Origin of the sequence: Bacillus infantis (assembly GCF_050107595.1) — a bacterium.
Taxonomy (GTDB): Bacteria; Bacillota; Bacilli; order Bacillales; family Cytobacillaceae; genus Bacillus_AB; species Bacillus_AB infantis_C.
Genome location: NZ_JBNILH010000011.1, coordinates 94323 through 109953, shown reverse-complemented (window position 1 = coordinate 109953; position 15631 = coordinate 94323). Strand labels below are relative to the sequence as shown.

The window sequence follows — 15631 nt, the reverse complement described above, 5'->3', positions numbered from 1 at the left end:
ATGATGAGTCTAGTAAAAGAGAAGCTTGCTGCCAGAATAGAGAAACATATAGAAGCGCTGAATGAATTTACCGCTACGCCTGGAAATGGTACGACCCGGCTGACCTACAGCCAGGAAGACCTGCAGGCCCGCAATTATATAAAAGAAAAAATGCATGAGATTGGGCTTGAAGTTACAGAGGACGGCTTTGGCAATATTTTTGGGAAGCTTGAGGGGACATTGAAGGATGCACCGAGCGTGCTGATCGGCTCGCATTTCGATTCTGTCCCAAATGGAGGCTCTTATGACGGCCCGGCAGGCGTTGTGGCAGGTCTTGAAGTGGCTGCACTGTTTGCAGAGAATAATGTGAAGCCAAAATACCCGCTGGAGGTCATCGCAATGGTGGAAGAGGAAGGCTCCCGCTTTGGCGGCGGCCTCATGGGGTCGAGAGGCATCACCGGGCTGATGCCGGAGGAGGAATTTTTCAAGCTGGCAGACCGGGACGGGGTGCTGGCGAAGGACGCAATGGAGAAAATCGGGCTCGATCCTTCTCTTCCTAAGCAGAGGGACCCGAACACGATTAAAGCTTTCCTGGAGCTGCATATCGAACAAGGGCCCATCCTCGAGGAAAAAGATATCCCGATTGGTGTAGTGGAGGCCATTGTCGGTCTGACCCAGCTGGACGTGACCATCAAAGGGCAGGCAGGCCATGCCGGTACGACACCGATGGATCGCCGTTCCGATGCACTGGCTGCTGCTGCTGCCATCATTGCCGGCCTTCCCGAGATGGCTCTCGATGAAGGGGGAGGCACTGTCCTTACAGTCGGGCGCCTGAACGTTTTTCCGAATGGCGCCAATGTGATCCCGGATAAAGTGGTATTCTCGGTCGATATCCGTTCAGGCAAGGAAGAGCATGTGCTGAGTGTGGTTGAAAAAGTGAAAGAGCGGATTGCCGCTTATGACTATGGCGGGATTCAGACGTCAGTCGAACAGCCTCTTTATATGAAACCAAAAGAAATGGATAAGAGTATTCTGACGCTTTTGAAAGGAAAATGTGCTGAACTGGATATTCCCTACTCCCCGATCAACAGCGGTGCAGGACACGATGCCATGGTACTTTCGGATTTCACAAGCGTCGGCATGCTATTCATTCCTAGCAGGAATGGCCTGAGCCATTGTCCTGAGGAATGGTCAGATTCAAAGGATATAGCGAAAGCCGTAGAAATTTTTTATGAGGCGGCCAAGAAGCTGACTGAGGCAAATTGATAATAATAAATCTGGTGCCAGGCACCGCAGATGGACAGTAGGGGTAATATGTCCACAAGCGGTGCCTGGCACTTTTTTATGTTTAAAACCTATTCAGACTATCTATTTGTTTGAATTCAAGATAAAATTAGGTATAAATGACTATATTTTTAGGATATTTATAAGAGAAGTGCAAAAGTCCTTTCAATCGAGCGGCTTATGCCTTCTTGGAAAGGGCTGGATTATGATTACAATGAAAGAGCATCATGAAGTACTGGCTGCCTATATGAAAGCAATTCCCTTAATACATTCAATGCTTCCGGAAATATCGATAGGAGTGGCTGATACTGAGGAATGGCTTGCCTATCAGGCAAGGACTTCGGATTAACCCAAACGAGCCTTTGGCAGACTGCATTCAAAATAACAGACGCATTGAGGAAGAAGTGCTGGAAGAATTTTTTGGCGTTTCTTTTACAGGGATGGCTGCCCCAATCCTCGAAAACGGCGCAGTAATAGGTGCGCTCGCCATCCAGATGCAAAAGCAGAATGAAAAAGATCTCCGGGAAATCTCTGAGCAGATTGTTGATTCAATTACACAGGCAAACCATTGTGTTGCTGCCATCACAGAAGGAGCCGAGGGATTGGCGGAGATCACCAGCCAGCTTCTGGAACGGTCAAATCAGGCGACCAGAGAAGTGGACAACACAGACGAAGTGCTTTCTTTTATAAAAAAGATCGCTGACCAGACGAATCTCCTCGGATTAAATGCCGCTATCGAGGCAGCAAGAGCAGGCGATAAAGGAGCAGGCTTTGGCGTAGTGGCCAATGAAATACGAAAGCTGTCTCATGATACCATCTCTTCTACCGAAAAAATCTATACCATCCTGAACAATGTCCAAAAATCTGTGAATGATATTACTTCCTCAATAGAAATGGTACTGGCAGTCGGCCAGGAACAGGCAGCATCCACAGAAGAGATTTCTTCTTTTATTGAAAAGATTGAGATGATGAGCAAGAAGCTGAATCTGTATGCGTCTGAGCTGTAAAAAGGAAAAAGGGGAAGAACAGCTTCCCCCTTTTTTCAATCGATTTCCAAAATATAAGCCCTCACAATAATCCCATCACCAGCCGGCTCGAAATCATACTGAGGAAGCCTCTTAAATCCAAACCCCTCATAAAGCTTCATCGCATTCTTCATAAAATCGCCTGTGTGCAGGCCGATTTTCCGGAAGCCCTGTTCCTTTGCGCGGCGGATGCATTCAGAGATCAGAGCTTTTGCAATACCCTTGCCCTGAAATTCAGGAGCAACGGCAAGCATCCGGATTTCCGGATAGTCCATTTCCTCTACAAAACCTTCATAAGCATCAGTCCTGGCCGGGAATAGGGCGACACTGCCGGCTAACTTTCCATCTACTTCAGCAATGATCATCTCAACCCCCGGCTGTCGGTCGGCGTCCGATGATATTGCTTTTTTCAATGCTTCCCAATGCGGTCCTGGAATGCTGCCAGTATGGGCCGAATAGGCGGAAACCCGCTGCTCCCGGATGCACTCTGCCATCTCCTTGTCCGCATTTCGGATGATCACCCCGCTCATCTGCCATCTTCTCCTTTTTTCAAAAACTTCTCCGTTTTCCCGCTGAGCTTTTCACGGCCATGATCTGTGCTCCATACTGACAATTCCGGACCCTTTGGCAGGATAGCCGGCTCTGTCTTATCGGTAGAAATGGTGATGGATAAATGATAGTGGCGCTTAATTGCATCAAAATCAGTTGTGTCCCCAAAGCCCGGCGTCTGGTAGAGATCGCGGGCATAGCCCCATAGATGCGCATATTCACGGATCAGATTCCGGTTTGTGTTGAACGCCGTGTAATAGGCAGCATCAAACCTGGCAAGGGTTGTGTACAGCCTCACATCTGAATCGGTAATATAGTCGCCGAACAGGAAACGCTGGCCGGAAAGCCTTTCCTCCAGCTCATCAAGGCGGGTGAAAAGCTTCTCGTATGCTTCTTCATACGCCTCCTGCGAATGTGCAAACCCGCATTTGTAGACGCCATTATTTACATCATGAAAGATGCTTTCATTCAGTTCGTCGATTTCAGCTCTCAATGCTTCTGGATAAAGGTCAGGTGCATCTTCTTTATGGAATGCAGTCCATTCTGTTTCAAAATAGTTTGTGAGCTTAAAATAATCATTGTTGACGGCTTTTCTTTCTTTTATATCTACCATGACCGGCACCGTTGGTCTGCCGTCATAATCAGGGTCTGCGTTTTTGTATACTTCGCTCATATACTGAATGCCGAGGACAGGATCACGGCTTCCTTCATCAAGGGAGAATTCCCAGTCAACATGCTGAAGGCGCGGCCGCATCGGGCTGGCTGTGCCAAGGCTGATGCTTTCTTCCAGGCCCAGCACTTTCCGGACAATAACAGAACGGTGCGCCCAAGGACAGGCGGCAGACCATAAAAGGCGATATCTTCCCGCTTCAACAGGCAGCTTATCCGGCCCCTCGCCAAAAGGAGTCATAAACCGGTTCGTCTGGCGCTTAAAGGATCCATCCGAGGAAATTTCCTTCGGTTTATTGCCTGAAGGCAATTCACAATTTGAACCTTGAAATGATTGTGGCAATGTGCAGCATCCTTTCTTATTGAAAAAATAGTTAAATAGTTAAATATCTCAATCTGCTACCAGTTTAGTATAAGGGCAATTTTCAGTCAATTTTTGAGTGCGATTGCATTTAGTGCCAGGCACCGCACATTCTTTGAAACCAAATTACAGTATATTTCGTAAAAGAGGTCAGGACCAAAAAAGGAGGCTGTCATGGATCAAAGAATAAAGAAACTTGCCGATTTAACTTTTGAGAAGTTCGGACTGGAAGAATATTATCTGGGAAGAACGGGGTTCTACCATCGCTCGTCTTTTCAGAATAAGACTGACTATACTCTCTGTATGGAATGGTTCCCTAACGGTGCAGAAGCAGAGGATGATGGCAGCAATCCGGAGGGCACTGCAGTCATAGAAGTGGCCATTGCGGGCGGCAGGACGAAAAGCGCTATTTTTGTGGGCGGAAAGACATTGGCTGATGGAGTTACATTCGTTCCCGGGGACCGGGACAGCATCATTAATTGGATTGAAAAAGAAACCGGCCTGAGCTATGGACAGCAATTCAGGCTGACGAAGGAAGAGGATAGAAGGCTGCATTTTTCAGTGGCTGTCAATGGCACATCCCTCTATCCTGGCTGTCATATGGAACTTGAAGTGGATGACGAAGGCAGGCTGATTACTTTCTCTGCATATGGATACATGCCAGAGACAGGTCAGCTACAGGAAGAGAATTATGCTCTTTCTCTTAAAAACATAGAAGAAGATATTCTGGAAGAGCAGCTGGTATTCGCTCAATTCCCGAACCGGGAAAAAGAAAAATGGTTTTCTCTATTCGCGATTGAGGAGATTTTTATTACAAATGACAGGCAGAAAACGATTGAATTTGATCCGATGGGAATGGAACCGAAGCTGACAGTCAATCAGGTGATAGAGTGGGATCAGCCTTCAGACATTCCTTTTGAACGAAAGTCCATCACTGCATTTGAGGAAATTCCGGCAGACCAGGCATTCGCAGGGGAACCCCATATAGAATCCTATCCGATCCAGGAGGCTGAGGCCGATAAATGTGCGGCAGCTGTCAGGCAGGTGCTAAGCAGGGAATATCCTGGCGAATCCGGCCAGTGGACGCTGAAAACACTTCGCAGGAGCCGCGGGTGTATTGATGCGGTATTAAGGAAATCAGGGCAGGATTCTAGTATTTTTAAGCGAAAGCTGACGGTCATAATTGATGCCCATAGTTTTGAGCCGAGAAACTATATCGACAACCAAATGATGCTCGACATGTTCGAAGGGTACCTGGCACCAGGAGAGGCAACGGTCGATAAGGACGAAGCCTTTGAAAAATTAAAACCATACTTCTTCTTAAAACCGGTCTATGTCTATGATTTTGAGAAAGAGATGTATGTTTTATGCGGAAAATTGGACTGTGAGCATGCAGTAGATGCAGAAACAGGTGAAATTGTTCTGCTCGATGATATTTGAGATAAGAAATGGCCCGAAAATGCCCCTCTGATCTGCTTCAGAGGGGCATTTTTTTTGAATTACATGGGAAAAGCATGTGATTCTACATAAAATACCTGTGATTCTACATGAATTCCCGATTAATCTACCAAATTTTCTTGTTTTTCTACAAAAAATCAGCGTTATTCTACATAAAATACATTTACTGGAATTACTGCGTGCGTGCCTAACACCGCAAAAAGACACTTCCCCGCCATTCTTTCCACGGACAGTGCCAGGCACTAAATTCACCAGGAACATACGTTTTTACAGAACATGCATAATGCCCCCCACACTTTAATATGATGAACTATCATCTTAGAAATGGGGCGAGAGTTTGGTAAATGCGAATGGCATTGTTACGAAGGAAATCCTTGCGCGCTATGTGGAGTTGAGTAAGATAAAGAAGGCAGCTGAAGAGGAGCTTGAATCGCTGAAAAAGATGTTCAATCTTCATTTTGATCAATCTGTCGGACAAAATGAAAAGGGTGAAATCACAGTGAGCACCTTCAAACTCCAGCGGCAGATCAGGAAAGCTGAGAAATTTGAGCAGGAACCAACCGTAAAAAGGCTTGAAGAGTTAAATCTTCATGAACTGATCCAAAAAAAGCCGGATGAAGGAAAAATCAAATCAGCTCTGGACCTCGGCCTTCTGAAAGAAGCAGATCTGGAGGGCTGCCGAACGGTCAAAACCAATGCAGCCATCTATGTAAAAGAAATAGACTCCTAACCGTGCCAGGCACCGCAAATGGACACTTTTACACAACGTGTCCACGGGCGGTGCCTGCCACCGTATGGATACCATATTAGAATTTCTGCTCCGCTTCCTCTATTGCTTATAATGGTAAAAACACGAATAAAAACAGCAATCAAAGGAGGCGGCAGGGATGGCGAAGTCAGTTTGTATAATCGGGGCCGGGATCGGAGGCCTGACAGCCGGGGCCCTTCTGGCAAATGCCGGCTTTGAGGTGACTGTTCTGGAAAAGGCATCTAGCGCTGGCGGGTCGGCAGGCTTTTATAAACGGAAGGGGCGGATGTTTCCGACTGGTGCAACTGTCGCATTCGGACTGGAGGAAGGTGGCCTGCTGCGGAAAGTTTTAAATGAAGCGGGAGTGGACCTCCCGGCAGAATGTCTGTCCCATCCCATGGATGTTATATTGACTGATCGGAGAATCTCCATTTTCCAAAGCACAGAATTATGGGAAGAAGAGCTTCAGCGTGCATTCTTTGAGCACCCAGAGGATGTTTTGCAATTCTGGAGAGAGCTTCAGGATATCGGTGAAAGGGTACTGGCGGTTTCAGCATCGGGGATATCACTTCCGATAAAAAAACTTTATGACCTCGGGAGCTTTCCAGGCCTTGCCCTGCGGCGTCCCGTTTCCATGCTGAGGCTCGCCCGCTATGCCGTTTCAACTGTAGAGGATCTATTAAAGAAGCATAAGCTCGAACAATATCTGCCATTCAGGCAGTTTTTGGATGCCCAGCTGCTGGATGCCGCGCAGACCGATGCTTCTGAGGCTGCTTTGCTGCCTTCAAGCCTGGCTCTGACCATATACAGGAAAGGGAGCTTTTCTATTGAAAAAGGACTGGGGCAAATCAGCTCTTCTTTAGCAGAGAGGATTGACCTGTTGGGCGGAAGGGTAGAGCTAGTTTCGCCAATTAGAAAAATCGAGTATAGCAAAAGCGAAAAAAAGTGGAAGGTAGAAAGCAGGAAATACAGCGGAGCATTTGATATTGTCATCAATAACACCGGCATTTCCTTTGGAGAAGGGACAAGCCATAGTGAAGGTGATGAGTTTTCATGGGGAGCCTTTCGTGTTGACAGCATCGTGTCGGGAAAAGACCAAAGAAACCTGCCTTTTGCTTATCAGATCATGCCGCAAGGGGAGCAGGAAGAGTTTCACGGCCCCATCTATGCGACTCTGCAGGAATCGCGGGATAGCAGCGGGCTTACAATTGAGGATGAAATGATATTGACGATTTCTGTCCATACCGACAGCGATATATGGGCTTCATTTGGAAAAGAGGAATACAGGCAGCGGAAAGAACAATTGGCAGGCAGACTGCTTGAAGAAGTAGATAAAGCCTTTCCAATTAAAGCCCGCTTGCAGAAAGCAGAGGCGGGCACCCCTTTGACTTACCAGAAATTTGTCGGGAAAACGGAGGTCGGCGGATTTCCCCTGACCGTCCGGAACAGCATCCTTAAGCCGAAAAGCTTCCGGTCTTCCTTGCCGGGATTCTATTTAGCAGGAGAGCAGGTCTTCCCCGGGCCGGGTACACTCTCATCAGCGCTAAGCGGCCGCAATGCCGCAAGGGCCATTATAAAAGAACATTAACCCTGCGTGCCAGGCACCGCAAATGGACACTTTCCCCAAAAATGTCCACGAGCGGTGCCTGGCACGCATTTTTTGGTATAAAATGAGAAAAACAGAGGAGGACAGCCATGAAACAATCTATCATTATACTAATATTTATCGCCATTCTTTCATCCGGGTGCCAGGCACCGGAAAAAATGGTTTTGCTCGATGAGAAAATATCAGAAGTGAACGTCTCAAAATCTAATGGATTCGGCGGGATTAACGAAGAAATCCTTTATTCTTTTCAGGACAAAGAAAGTCTGACCAGATTCGAGAAGGCTATCACATCTGCGGTTATACAGCCAGGGAAGGCCGATATGTCAGATCCAGAATATGACGTGATGGTGGAATATCAGCCGGAGGGGGAGTTTCCGGCGCATGGGATCCACCTGTGGCTCGGCGGGGAAAATGAGAGAAGCACCTTCATGTATATCGGGGATGATGCTGTTTATCTTACCTCACCAGCACATACAGAGAAATTGAGGGAACTGCTTATCGAAGAGAAAAAATAAGGGCAGCTTTCATTAACTTAGCAATATAGGTCAAAAAAGCCGCCATCTGCTTTTGATATCTTAAATATGGAAGGAGGTGCCAGGAGTGGCCTACAGTTCCATCATCCAGAAAAGCATAGAGCATATTGAATCAAGCCTTCATGAGGACCTGTCGCTGGAGAACATCGCTCATACTGCCGGATTCTCGAAATTTCATTATCACCGGATTTTCCAGAAGGAAGTCGGGGTGACGGTTTCCGAGTATATCCGCTACAGAAGGATTGCCAATAGTGCCCATATGCTGCTTTATACAGACGAGAAAATCCTCGATATTGCTTTATACTTTCAATTCGAATCACAGGAAGCCTTCACAAGATCATTCAAAAAATACTATCAGCTCCCGCCGGGAAAATACAGAAAGCTGATCGGGAAACTGGCGGAGCAGAAGGAGGAAAAAAACATGGACAAAGAACAGAAGCCAAAAGGATGGGTATTAAGCGGAAGCCACCCGTTCAACTACCAGATGGGAATTGATCATGAAATTTTTCACAAAGGAAAATCATCCGGTTATCTGCAGTCACAAACCGTGGAAGCTCCAGGAGAATTTGCGACCATGATGCAGGAAATCAACGCAAAAAACTACCGAGGGACGCGGCTGAAGTTTTCCGGGTTCCTGAAATCGAATAATGTGGACGGCTTCTGCAGCTTTTGGATGAGAGTAGATAATGCTTCCGATGAAGTCCTGCAGTTTGATAATATGGGCAATCGCCCGATCAAGGGAAGTACAGGCTGGAATTATTATGATATTGTCCTGGATGTGCCTGAAAATAGTGCAGTGATTGCCTTTGGCGTTATTTTATCCGGCCGGGGGAAAGTGTGGGTGGATGAATTGAAATTTGAGGAAGTCAGCACCTCCGTCCCTACAACCAATATTGACTTTACAAGAGATCTTCACGAAGAGCCGGTCAATCTCTCTTTTGAAGAGGAGTAGAGGATGAGGAGAAAAGCAGGCATAATCCTTGGGGCGTGCCTTGTAATTGGGATTACACTGCTGAAGCTTCAGGCAGGCAGCTTTCTGTGGAATCTTATCAGCAGCTTCTGGAGCTGACCGCAATATAGCCCTTCCCATTAATAGGCTGTTGACACCCTTACTTTTATCCTGTAAAGTACACAAGTATGTTTTTATTAGGAGGAAAGTATGGAGACTCAGAATCAGACACAAGTTAAAATTACAGCAGCAGATCCATCCGCTTTGGGCTTGTTCGGCCTTGCCATGGTTACGTTCGTGGCGTCATCACAGAAATTGGGCCTGACAGACGGATTATCTTATATCCTTCCCTGGGCTTTTTTCCTTGGCGGGCTGGCGCAGCTTTTCGCTTCGGTCCAGGATTCGAAGCATAATAATATTTTTGGGACGACAGCCTTCGGGGCTTTTGGATTGTTCTGGTTCGGCGTTGGCATGACCTGGCTGATTCAGCTTGGCTTCTTCGGAGAAGCTCTTGCCTTGGATGGAGATCCGAAGCAGCTGGGGTTCGCGTTCATCGGCTATTTAATTTTCAGCCTCTTTATGACGGTAGGGGCTATGGAAACTCATAAGGTGCTGTTTTTCATTTTCGTGTTCATCGATTTTCTGTTCATCGGTTTATCTCTGAGCACATTTGGCATCATGCATGAAGCGACACATATGCTGGCAGCTGTTGCTGAAATGTGCATTGCGCTTTTGTCCTTCTATGGATCAGCGGCCATTGTGCTGAATACGCATTTTGGAAAAATCGTGCTGCCAATCGGCAGGCCATTCGGGATATTTAAATAAAAGCAGGGTGCCTGGCACTGGGAGCAATTTCCGTGCCAGGCACCCTTTTTATATAAATTTCTCCAAATTAACCCGTCCTGAAAAGAACGTCGCGCCTCCGCCCATGTCAGCGATGCGGTCAGGGACAAGTGCGTTGACGAGATGCTTTTTGCCGGGGGAATCTGCCCAAAGACCTTGGGACACGAGGACCCCTGGCAGGACGCGTTCGCCGGCGTTCGCCTTCAGGATGCATTCGCCCCGGTCATTCCAGATCCTCACCAGGTCTCCATTCAGAATCCCCAATTCCTGTGCATCTTGACTGCTCATGAACAGCTGCGGCTCTTTTTCCAGTTCCTGATGCTTAAGGTTATTGGAAAAAGTGGAGTTCAGGAAATTATGATTCGGCGCCGGGACGAAGAGGAACGGGTACTCACTGTCCTTTTCAAGCGGTGTAAAGACAGGCAGCGGCGGAAAGCCGTCTCTTTCCATCTGCTCGGAGTACAGCTCAATCTTCCCGCTCGGCGTTGGCAGTTTACCAGGGAAAAGAGGCTGTACCTTCCCCTTCACAAAGCTATTCTCCATCAGCGTTTCGTACGTGATCCCATTCAGTGCAGGATTTCCGGGATGGTCAAGCGCCTGGCTGATCATTTCCTCCTCGGTGTCAGAAAAAGCCTCTTCCTCAAAGCCCATGCCAGCCGCCAGAAGCCGAAAAACCTCCACATTTGATTTCGACTCTCCATAAGGTTTGATGACAGGCTCCTGCAGCTGCAGATAATGATGCCAGTATGAGGTGTACAAGTCCGTATTTTCAAAGGAAGAAGTGGCCGGGAGCACGATATCGGCATATTTGGCCGTTTCCGTTAAAAATAAGTCATGGACCACGGTAAAAAGGTCCTCTCTTTCAAGACCGTCCCTGACCAGATTGCTTTCCGGTGCGACAACTGCAGGATTAGTCCCGTAGATGAACAATGACAGAAGGGGGTTCTCTTTTTCATGAAGCGCCTGGCCGAGAAGGTTCATATTAATTGTCCGGGCCCCGCTGTCCTTCCGAAGATCCGGGCGCTGCAGCTTGAAATTATTGAGTGCCAGATACCCGCCATTGCCTTTAATGGCTCCGCCGCCTTTTTTTATCCATTGGCCTGTGATCGCGGGGAGGCAGGAAATGGTGCGGATGCACATGCCGCCATTGTCATGGTGCTGGATTCCATTGCCGATCCGGATGAAGGAAGGGGAGATGGTCCCGTACATCCTTGCCAGTTTATAAATATCATCCACAGGGACACCGGTGATAACGGAAACAGAAGCAGGATCATAGGCAGCACAATGCGCTTTCAGCTCTTCATGTCCAACCGTCCAGTTCCTGAGGAATTCTTCATCCTCCAGGTTTTCCGCAAACAGGATATGCATGATGCCAAGAGCAAGGGCCGCATCTGTCCCCGGCAGGATAGGGATGAACCAGTCGGCAGCCCGTCCTGTCTGATTTTTGTGGACATCAATGACGATCAGCTTTGCCCCGTTCTTTCGCGCCTTTTGCGCCAGGGCGATCTGGTGCATATTCGTGCTTGCCGCATTGATGCCCCAGAAAATCATCAGCTTTGAATGGATCGTATCCTCAGGATCAATGCCGAAGCTCCCGCCCATCGTGTAGCGGTAGCCGACGGTGCCTGCCGCCTGGCATATTGTATAATCCAGCTTTGAAGCGCCAAGCCGATTGAAGAAGCGCCGGTCCATGCCCTCGGAATTCAGTCTGCCCATATTTCCATAGAAGCTGTAGGGAAGGATGCTCTCGGGTCCATTAGTTTGAAGAAGTTCTTTCCAATGCGAGGTGATTTCCCGAATGGCTTCATCCCAGCTTATTTTCTCAAACCTGCCTTCGCCTTTTTTGCCGATTCTTCTTAATGGATGCTTGAGGCGCTTCTCATCATAGATCCTTTCCGCCTTATGGCGCACCTTCTGGCAAATATGGCCCTTTGTGACCGGATGCTCCGGATCTCCTGTAATTTTAACAATACGTCCATTCTCTTTATGAAGCAGCAGCCCGCACTGATCCGGGCAGTCCAGCGGGCACACGCTCTTGAAAATTCCATTCTTTGTATCTGCAGCTGACATCATCTGACCGCCTCTCCTCATTCGTATATTAGTATCTTAAAAGAGTTGGACTTTTCGTGCAATACAAGAAAAGCCCGCTCCGGCTGGAGCAGGCTTAATGGTGCCGGCAGATTAAAATTCTTTGGCTGCCGCTTTTGCTTTTTCAAGACCTTCATTGACGATTTCCTGTGCACGGTCAGGGAATTGGTTATGTCCTTCAACGATGATAGATTCAACGTCGCTAACGCCCCAGAAATTCAGAATGGTGCTCACATAGTTGACGGCCATTTCAGCACTTGCTGCCGGGCCTTCAGAGTAAATGCCTCCGCGTGCATTAAGAAGGACAACCTTCTTGTCTCCCAGCAGACCGACAGGGCCTTCTGCTGTATAGCGGAACGTTTTTCCGGCCTGCCCGAGATAATCAAGATATGTGTGCAGTACTGCAGGAACAGTGAAGTTCCACAATGGGAATGCGAATACAACTTTATCTGCAGCCAGGAACTGGTCCAGATATTTGTTTACCAGGTTTGCTGCTTCCGTTTCAGCAGGAGTAAGCTCCATGCCTTTAGCAAGCTTGAACATGCCGCCCATCATATCATTGCTGTAGTATGGCAGGTTTTCGCTGAAAAGGTCCAGCTCAGTGAATTGTTCGCCGGGATGAGCTTCTTTATAGCTTTCAACAAAAGCATTATAGAGCTGAACGCTTACAGCCTGATCGGCCGGGCGGGAATTGGCTTTAATGAATAATACGTTTGACATAAGAATACCTCGCTTTATTTTTCTGGTTGCTATATCAACTGTGAATGATGCTATATAAGACAAACATCACTTTACCACATCCGTGGTTGTTGCAGCAACATTTATGCAGGCAAATGTACAGACTACTGGACATTTGCCTGCATTTTACGGAGAATCCTTCTGACTTCGTTCTGCTCTTCCTCTGAGATTCCCTGGCAGACGAGAGAGTTGAACTCCTCGGTGAGGGGAATGATGTGCTCCCCGAGCTCCCGCCCTTTTTCTGTCAGGAACAGCTGGAGGGAACGGCGGTCGCTTTTATGCTGGATCCTTTGAATAAATCCCTTTTTCTCAAGATTGGATACCATGCGCGCAATATTGGTTTTATCCTTCAGCAGCCTTTCCGCTACTTCATTTTGTGTAATTCCATCCTTTTCCCAAAGCAGCATCATAATCAAATTCTGCTCGGGAGCAAGATTATAAGGCGCCAGCCTGTTCTTCACATAGCTGGTCAGCGTCAGGTCGGTCTGATGGATATAGATGCTGATGTAATCGGTAAAAGAAAGCTTCAAAGGGGTTCCTCCGTTCTATAAGTAAACAGACTGTGGATAATCATATTTTATGGTTATGCCGGCAAAAAAACAATAAGTTGAGCATCAATATGCCGGAAGTGATTTTTTTTGTTGATAATCGGAAGAACCGGCCGATATAACTAGTATAATCTGCCTATAAAAAAGAATGAGGTCAACCATCCATGTTTACTGTCCCAGATTCAGAGAATATATATATTCTGCAAGGCCATTATTCTGTCCCGATTGTTCTTCTTTCTATTATTATTGCCTGCTGTGCATCCTACACCGCATTATCAATGAATCAGCGGATGCAGCAGCCGAGCTTTTTCAAGCAAAGGTTCTGGCTGCTGCTGTCTTCCATTGCAATGGGGCTCGGAATCTGGTCCATGCATTTTATCGGCATGAGTGCATTCATGCTGCCGATGCCGATGAAGTATGATTTGACGCTGACAATCGTTTCTATGTTTCCTGCCTTTTTGGCCTCTTATCTGGCCTTTTACATCAGCAACCGGAAGAACAGCACTCATTGGCCATCTGTTATTTCCGGAGCCATCATGGGGATTGGCATTTCCGCCATGCATTATTTCGGGATGGCTGCTATGAAGATGGAAGCGGAATACAGCTATAAGCCGTGGCTGTTTGCCGCCTCCATAGCCATTGCTGTCGTGGTTTCCTATATCGCCCTGTATATATTTTCTGTGCTGCAAAAATATATGGGCAGCTTCCTGGTGAAAACAGCCACTGCACTTATCATGGGCCTTGCGATTACAAGCATGCACTACACAGGGATGGCCGCTGTTGTGTTTTATACAGAAGCGCCATTGGGCCATGCTTTGCATAAGATGCATAGTATGGATATGAGGCTGTTGATCGGCGTTATCACGGTAGGAATTTTGCTTCTCCTTGCCATTTCCGGCCTGACGAGCCTGCTGGACCGGTTCGTAGAATACCGCCTGAGCTATTTTGATCCGCTGACACAGCTGCCGAACCAGCGGAAGTTTGAACAGGACTTGAAAAACGGGGGCAAAGGAAGCCTGGCCATCATCCATATCCATGACCTGGAGAAATGGAACAGCGGCTTTGGATATTCTTTCGGGGATGAAATCATACAGTCTGTTCATAGCGGAATTAAAGGGCTGCTGCCGCTGGAAATCAAGGCATATCGCATTGAAGGAAATCGTTTTGCACTTCTCGCGTCCGGGGAGCATGACTATGAAAAAATAAAGGCAGCCTTAAAGAGGATCATGGCTGTCTTCACTCAGCCGCTGATCATCGGAAAACAGCGTCTCGTGATCGATATGGTGTGTGCCGTTAGTTCATCCAGTGATAACCAGCCGCATAAAGAACTGTTTTCAAGCACAATGGCCGTACTCCAGCACTCGACGACCAACTACAAGCATGAGGTAATTGAATATAATCCCACTGTCCATACCTACAGCTTTGAAAAGGAGCTGGCTAAGGATATCACAACTGCTATGGGAAGTGGTGAGCTTTTTCTTGTCTACCAGCCGAAAATCTCCACAAGCACGTGGGAGGTTTCGGGCATGGAGGCATTATTGCGCTGGAGCCACCCCAGATATGGCATGATCTCGCCAGGTGTTTTCATTCCCATCCTGGAGGAAAGCGGGAAGCTTTTCGAAGTCACAGACTGGGTAATTGAAAAAGTGTGCCTGCAGCTGTCAAACTGGCAACAAGAAGGTAGAGCTCTTCACCAGATCTCGATAAATATCCCGGGCCCTTATCTGACTTCAGCTAAACTGCTGAACGTATTAATAGACAGTCTTTTGAAATATGAGATCAGCAGCGATCTGCTTGAACTGGAAATCACAGAGACCAGCGTCATCCATGATATCGAGAATGCCATTCAGGCCGTGGCACAATTCAGGGAAATGGGGCTTTCTGTTGCCTTGGACGATTTTGGAACAGGCGTATCCTCTCTATCGTATTTAAAAAAAATACCGATTTCGACCATCAAAATCGATAAATCCTTCGTCGACGGGGTTCCAGTGTCGGAAAAGGATTCGGCAATCCTGCGGGCCATTATTTCGCTGTCCTGCTCGCTGAACTTAAAGGTCGTCATTGAGGGGGCAGAATATCAGGACCAGATCGACTTTATTGCTTCTTTAAGCGAATCGCCGCATATACAGGGCTATTATTTTTCCCGCCCGCTGAAAGTAGAAGAGCTGCTGGACTGGATACAGAACAGAAAAGAAGAGGCATTGGTGTAAAAAAAGAAGGCAGGCCGGATACTTTATTCCAGCCTGCCTTTCC

At 47.4% G+C, this 15631-nt stretch carries 14 protein-coding genes and 1 pseudogene; 10 read left to right on the top strand and 5 right to left on the bottom strand.

Translation table 11 applies throughout. From position 1 onward, the window contains the following. Nucleotides 1-3 precede the first annotated feature (3 nt). The 3 genes and pseudogenes from ACQCVH_RS20700 to ACQCVH_RS20690 all read left to right on the top strand — a co-directional run. Complete coding sequence (locus ACQCVH_RS20700) at nucleotides 4-1245, top strand: Zn-dependent hydrolase (protein WP_426837544.1); 1242 nt, start codon at nucleotides 4-6, stop codon at nucleotides 1243-1245. 223 nt (nucleotides 1246-1468) lie between these two features. Further along, nucleotides 1469-1612, top strand: coding sequence for a hypothetical protein (locus ACQCVH_RS20695; protein WP_426837470.1), 144 nt, complete (start codon nucleotides 1469-1471; stop codon nucleotides 1610-1612). A 328-nt stretch (nucleotides 1613-1940) separates the two neighbouring features. Beyond that, nucleotides 1941-2270, top strand: a pseudogene (locus ACQCVH_RS20690) (methyl-accepting chemotaxis protein); the annotation flags it as partial. A gap of 35 nt (nucleotides 2271-2305) precedes the next feature. Here ACQCVH_RS20690 and ACQCVH_RS20685 read toward each other — a convergent pair. Together ACQCVH_RS20685 and ACQCVH_RS20680 are read right to left on the bottom strand one after the other, a co-directional pair. Further along, nucleotides 2306-2818, bottom strand: a complete 513-nt coding sequence (locus tag ACQCVH_RS20685; RefSeq protein WP_426837469.1) for a GNAT family N-acetyltransferase — start codon at nucleotides 2816-2818, stop codon at nucleotides 2306-2308. Next, on the bottom strand, nucleotides 2815-3816 hold the full coding sequence (locus ACQCVH_RS20680) for a glutathione S-transferase family protein (protein WP_426837543.1): 1002 nt from the start codon (nucleotides 3814-3816) through the stop codon (nucleotides 2815-2817). Before ACQCVH_RS20680 ends, ACQCVH_RS20685 begins: the two co-directional genes overlap by 4 nt. Before the next feature lie 225 nt (nucleotides 3817-4041). Here ACQCVH_RS20680 and ACQCVH_RS20675 point away from each other — a divergent pair, with 225 nt between their 5' ends. The 6 genes from ACQCVH_RS20675 (at nucleotide 4042) to ACQCVH_RS20650 (ending at nucleotide 9986) form a co-directional block, all read left to right on the top strand. Next, on the top strand, nucleotides 4042-5307 hold the full coding sequence (locus ACQCVH_RS20675; protein ID WP_426837468.1) for a hypothetical protein: 1266 nt from the start codon (nucleotides 4042-4044) through the stop codon (nucleotides 5305-5307). A gap of 355 nt (nucleotides 5308-5662) precedes the next feature. Then, nucleotides 5663-6055, top strand: coding sequence for a hypothetical protein (locus tag ACQCVH_RS20670; protein ID WP_426837467.1), 393 nt, complete (start codon nucleotides 5663-5665; stop codon nucleotides 6053-6055). 157 nt (nucleotides 6056-6212) lie between these two features. Continuing rightward, nucleotides 6213-7661, top strand: a complete 1449-nt coding sequence (locus ACQCVH_RS20665) for a phytoene desaturase family protein (RefSeq protein ID WP_426837466.1) — start codon at nucleotides 6213-6215, stop codon at nucleotides 7659-7661. Nucleotides 7662-7768: 107 nt separating this feature from the next. After that, nucleotides 7769-8194 (top strand): YhfM domain-containing protein, encoded by a 426-nt coding sequence (locus ACQCVH_RS20660; protein WP_426837465.1) that lies wholly within the window; start codon nucleotides 7769-7771, stop codon nucleotides 8192-8194. 85 nt (nucleotides 8195-8279) lie between these two features. Beyond that, nucleotides 8280-9164: a helix-turn-helix transcriptional regulator gene (locus ACQCVH_RS20655; protein WP_426837464.1), complete on the top strand. Its 885-nt coding sequence runs from the start codon at nucleotides 8280-8282 to the stop codon at nucleotides 9162-9164. A 207-nt stretch (nucleotides 9165-9371) separates the two neighbouring features. Further along, nucleotides 9372-9986, top strand: a complete 615-nt coding sequence (locus tag ACQCVH_RS20650) for an acetate uptake transporter (protein ID WP_426837463.1) — start codon at nucleotides 9372-9374, stop codon at nucleotides 9984-9986. Nucleotides 9987-10034: 48 nt separating this feature from the next. Here the strand turns inward: ACQCVH_RS20650 and ACQCVH_RS20645 are convergent, their stop codons facing one another. The 3 genes from ACQCVH_RS20645 to ACQCVH_RS20635 all read right to left on the bottom strand — a co-directional run bounded on the left by ACQCVH_RS20645 (nucleotide 10035) and on the right by ACQCVH_RS20635 (nucleotide 13360). Then, on the bottom strand, nucleotides 10035-12077 hold the full coding sequence (locus tag ACQCVH_RS20645; protein ID WP_426837462.1) for a molybdopterin-containing oxidoreductase family protein: 2043 nt from the start codon (nucleotides 12075-12077) through the stop codon (nucleotides 10035-10037). Nucleotides 12078-12185: 108 nt separating this feature from the next. Beyond that, complete coding sequence (locus ACQCVH_RS20640; RefSeq protein WP_426837461.1) at nucleotides 12186-12812, bottom strand: FMN-dependent NADH-azoreductase; 627 nt, start codon at nucleotides 12810-12812, stop codon at nucleotides 12186-12188. 122 nt (nucleotides 12813-12934) lie between these two features. Continuing rightward, nucleotides 12935-13360 (bottom strand): MarR family winged helix-turn-helix transcriptional regulator, encoded by a 426-nt coding sequence (locus ACQCVH_RS20635; protein WP_009791814.1) that lies wholly within the window; start codon nucleotides 13358-13360, stop codon nucleotides 12935-12937. A 182-nt stretch (nucleotides 13361-13542) separates the two neighbouring features. Here ACQCVH_RS20635 and ACQCVH_RS20630 point away from each other — a divergent pair, with 182 nt between their 5' ends. Next, nucleotides 13543-15588 (top strand): EAL domain-containing protein, encoded by a 2046-nt coding sequence (locus ACQCVH_RS20630; protein WP_426837460.1) that lies wholly within the window; start codon nucleotides 13543-13545, stop codon nucleotides 15586-15588. Nucleotides 15589-15631 lie beyond the last annotated feature (43 nt).

Bases quoted from the DNA above. Each gene is read 5' to 3' on its own strand.
- ACQCVH_RS20660 (WP_426837465.1), top strand. From the start codon at position 7,769: ATGAAACAATCTATCATTATACTAATATTTATCGCCATTCTTTCATCC.
- ACQCVH_RS20640 (WP_426837461.1), bottom strand. From the start codon at position 12,812: ATGTCAAACGTATTATTCATTAAAGCCAATTCCCGCCCGGCCGATCAG.
- ACQCVH_RS20630 (WP_426837460.1), top strand. From the start codon at position 13,543: ATGTTTACTGTCCCAGATTCAGAGAATATATATATTCTGCAAGGCCAT.
- ACQCVH_RS20685 (WP_426837469.1), bottom strand. From the start codon at position 2,818: ATGAGCGGGGTGATCATCCGAAATGCGGACAAGGAGATGGCAGAGTGC.
- ACQCVH_RS20650 (WP_426837463.1), top strand. From the start codon at position 9,372: ATGGAGACTCAGAATCAGACACAAGTTAAAATTACAGCAGCAGATCCA.
- ACQCVH_RS20695 (WP_426837470.1), top strand. From the start codon at position 1,469: ATGATTACAATGAAAGAGCATCATGAAGTACTGGCTGCCTATATGAAA.
- ACQCVH_RS20675 (WP_426837468.1), top strand. From the start codon at position 4,042: ATGGATCAAAGAATAAAGAAACTTGCCGATTTAACTTTTGAGAAGTTC.
- ACQCVH_RS20700 (WP_426837544.1), top strand. From the start codon at position 4: ATGAGTCTAGTAAAAGAGAAGCTTGCTGCCAGAATAGAGAAACATATA.
- ACQCVH_RS20665 (WP_426837466.1), top strand. From the start codon at position 6,213: ATGGCGAAGTCAGTTTGTATAATCGGGGCCGGGATCGGAGGCCTGACA.
- ACQCVH_RS20645 (WP_426837462.1), bottom strand. From the start codon at position 12,077: ATGATGTCAGCTGCAGATACAAAGAATGGAATTTTCAAGAGCGTGTGC.